A 2,552-nucleotide genomic window follows, 5' to 3' on the forward strand; every position below is an offset into this window, starting at 1 on the left:
CGTGGTTCGGGGTTCACGTCACAATGCCGCTACCCTAAACTACGCGCTTCAACCAACGAGAGGTCTGCCATGCACGAGTATATCCTGCTGGTCAGCGATGCAACGGGACTCCATCTGAGTGATGGTGGGCAGACTGCACTTGGACTGCGTCCGCGCTGTGACGACAGCTGCATCTGGGAATGGAAGGACGACAAAACCCTCAGGAATGCAGCCACCGGCGCGATGGTGTCGGTGGCGCCCAGTGGTGAACCTTCCGCTGACGACAGTGCTACGGCGATTGACGCCGTCTTTGGACCAGGCGCCAGCGAGCTCGCGTCACCTGCCTTTCGTGTCCTTGGCGACGATTCGAGTTTGTCAGGGCTAGGTGCTGACCGGGTTTTCTCCGCGCGACAGGCGCCTGCGCGGTTGCCGTCGGCCTACCTGGCGGAACTGGAGGCCCAAGGCTGGACGGTGGTGGAAAACGTGATGAGTCCTGCCATGCTGACGAACCTGATCGCGAACATCAATAGAGTCCGCAAAAAAGGGGCTGACAAGGAAGCAAAGTTGCGGGCGGGCCAGGATAAACGCCCCTACAAGTCCGGCGACAACATCATCCGACCACGAAGGCTGATGGATGAAGGCGAGAGTTTTCTCGGTATGACCCCTGCAGTGGCACAGGCGCTGATGCACCCGGTATCACTGTGGCTTCTCGAGAGTTACCTGGGCGTTGAAGACATTCACTACTGCCAGTGCCCGGGATTCACGATCCTGAGGCCGGCGGAGAAGGCCGGCGACAATACCCAGGTCATGCCAGGTGGCTGGCACTGCGACTATCCCTATCCGGTCAACAGCGAGACGGCAGCACACACCTACATGCTGGGTCCTGAGGAGTTCGAAAAACTCGATGCGTCAATTTCGACACGGTACCCTGATTGGAAGCAGCGCAGGGACCGCCTGGGCATGCAGTTCAACATTGCGCTGACGGACTTCACGCCTGAGGCGGGTTCCACCCAGTTCGTCCTGGGATCACACGAGTTTGAAGGCCCGCCACCTACGGAGATGAATGCCATTCCAACGGTGGCTGGCGAAGGACCACATAAAGACGTGGTGCAGATGTCGTTTCCAGCAGGCTCGGGCATCCTGTATGACTCGCGCACCTACCATCGTTCCCCGCCCGAACTGAATGTCTCCGGCCGGGAACGCTGGGCCATGCAGACCTGCATCGTGCCATCGTTTGTCCGCGACCTGCGGGAACGGGATGAGAAGGTGGAATCGGCCGACGCCTTTGCCGGGGCGACGAGAATTCACGCGGCGCTCACCGAACGGGAACTGCAGGATGTGATGAAGATGCTCTGTGACGACGAGTTCGGACAGCCCCGCCAGGATGTCGCAGCAGCAGTCGCCGCGTCTCGTGCATGACGGTGCCGCGGACTACGACTCATCTCTCCTATCCGCTGGTCAGGCGGTGTGTTCGAGGATTGCCGGGACGATCGTAGTTGGGCTCACCGGGCGGGCAGCAGGTGGTCCTGCCAACGTCACGATTGTCGAAGTGGATAACGTATCGGCCACCCGCCGCGAGGCGTTCACGGAAGCTGTCCTGCCAGAGCAGCATTGAGGCGCCCGCCCCATGATGAGCAATAAGCGGGGTCGTTGGGGGTGCCGATAGCGACCTGTCTGACAGAGCGACCGGTTGTTGTCGTCGATCGCGGGAGTAGAATAATGGCGACGGTCGACGTGGAGGAAGTCATGACCATAACCAACGCGGGCTCTGCGGTAGCCACCGACAATGTGAGCTGCGCGCTGTTCTCTGGTGAGCGCAACGAGACGTTCAGGCGCAGGCATGAAGTCATGATAGAGCGTAGAAAGTGAGACTGACGAGAATGCAGTTGGCGGCAGCGCTGCTGCTCTGCTGTTTCCATTCCGGCGCAGATGTGTCGGAACTGCGCTTCATCGATCTCGCGATCCCCGAGACCGCACTCGCCGTGGGCCGCGTGGACCTGCCGCGATTCTGAATGCGCCGTTGGGCAAGTCCATGCGCAAGGCCCGGATCAGTAGCTATCGGACCGCCGACGCCTTCTACCGCGATGCGTTCGGCTTCCGCATCAAGGACGTGGATTTTCTCTGGTACGCGTTCCCGGTCCCGGGAACAGACAGCGGTGTCACGCTGCTGCAGGGAGACTTTAAACCCGCGAGAGTGCGACGCCAGATGCTGCGGATGGATGATTGGCAGGCCTATCGTTATGAAGGCACCGTCCAGGTCAGCACGGTCGCGCAACGAAGTTCGACGCTCACCTGCCATGTCGTCGGGCGGTCGGCAACTCACGACGCCTTCAGGATTCTCACGCCTTGCTCGAACGCCGAACGCGCCCGCTCCTTGAGTTCGTCCAAAGTGCGACTGCCGATCGGGTGGTCGACCATCGCGAACCGGTAGTCCGGAATGCCGAGGGCCCTGGCGATGTTGCGCCCCGTTACCTCGAACGGGTAGGTGCAGATCACCAGCGCGGGCTTGCCAAGCTGTTCGAAAGAGATGCCGTCATGCACACTGCACGTTGAGCAGCTCCCTCAATCGCCGA

At 60.9% G+C, this 2,552-nt stretch carries 5 protein-coding genes; 3 read left to right on the forward strand and 2 right to left on the reverse strand.

Translation table 11 applies throughout. The features are described 5' to 3' along the window. A partial coding sequence (locus J4G14_15180) for a phytanoyl-CoA dioxygenase family protein (GenBank protein ID MCE2459131.1) occupies window positions 1-1,398 on the forward strand: 1,398 nt, incomplete at its 5' end. 28 nt (window positions 1,399-1,426) lie between these two features. Here J4G14_15180 and J4G14_15185 read toward each other — a convergent pair. Beyond that, window positions 1,427-1,591 carry a hypothetical protein gene (locus J4G14_15185; GenBank protein ID MCE2459132.1) on the reverse strand — a complete coding sequence of 55 codons (165 nt, stop codon included), beginning with the start codon at window positions 1,589-1,591 and terminating at the stop codon, window positions 1,427-1,429. Window positions 1,592-1,698: 107 nt separating this feature from the next. On the opposite strand from J4G14_15185, the gene J4G14_15190 reads away from it, so the two are divergent. Then, a complete protein-coding gene (locus tag J4G14_15190) occupies window positions 1,699-1,848 on the forward strand; it encodes a hypothetical protein (protein ID MCE2459133.1) in 150 nt (49 codons plus the stop codon). Next, window positions 1,845-1,991, forward strand: a complete 147-nt coding sequence (locus J4G14_15195) for a hypothetical protein (protein ID MCE2459134.1) — start codon at window positions 1,845-1,847, stop codon at window positions 1,989-1,991. The genes J4G14_15190 and J4G14_15195 overlap by 4 nt, the downstream gene beginning before the upstream one ends. 307 nt (window positions 1,992-2,298) lie before the next feature. Here the strand turns inward: J4G14_15195 and J4G14_15200 are convergent, their stop codons facing one another. Then, window positions 2,299-2,520 (reverse strand): hypothetical protein, encoded by a 222-nt coding sequence (locus tag J4G14_15200; GenBank protein MCE2459135.1) that lies wholly within the window; start codon window positions 2,518-2,520, stop codon window positions 2,299-2,301. Window positions 2,521-2,552: the final 32 nt, after the last annotated feature.

The organism is Dehalococcoidia bacterium, assembly GCA_021295915.1.
In the GTDB taxonomy this organism is placed as follows: domain Bacteria; phylum Chloroflexota; class Dehalococcoidia; order Lucifugimonadales; family UBA1123; genus VXRN01.

Coding starts and splice junctions, on each gene's coding strand:
- J4G14_15190 (MCE2459133.1), top strand. CDS start 1,699: ATGGCGACGGTCGACGTGGAGGAAGTCATGACCATAACCAACGCGGGC.
- J4G14_15185 (MCE2459132.1), bottom strand. CDS start 1,591: ATGCTGCTCTGGCAGGACAGCTTCCGTGAACGCCTCGCGGCGGGTGGC.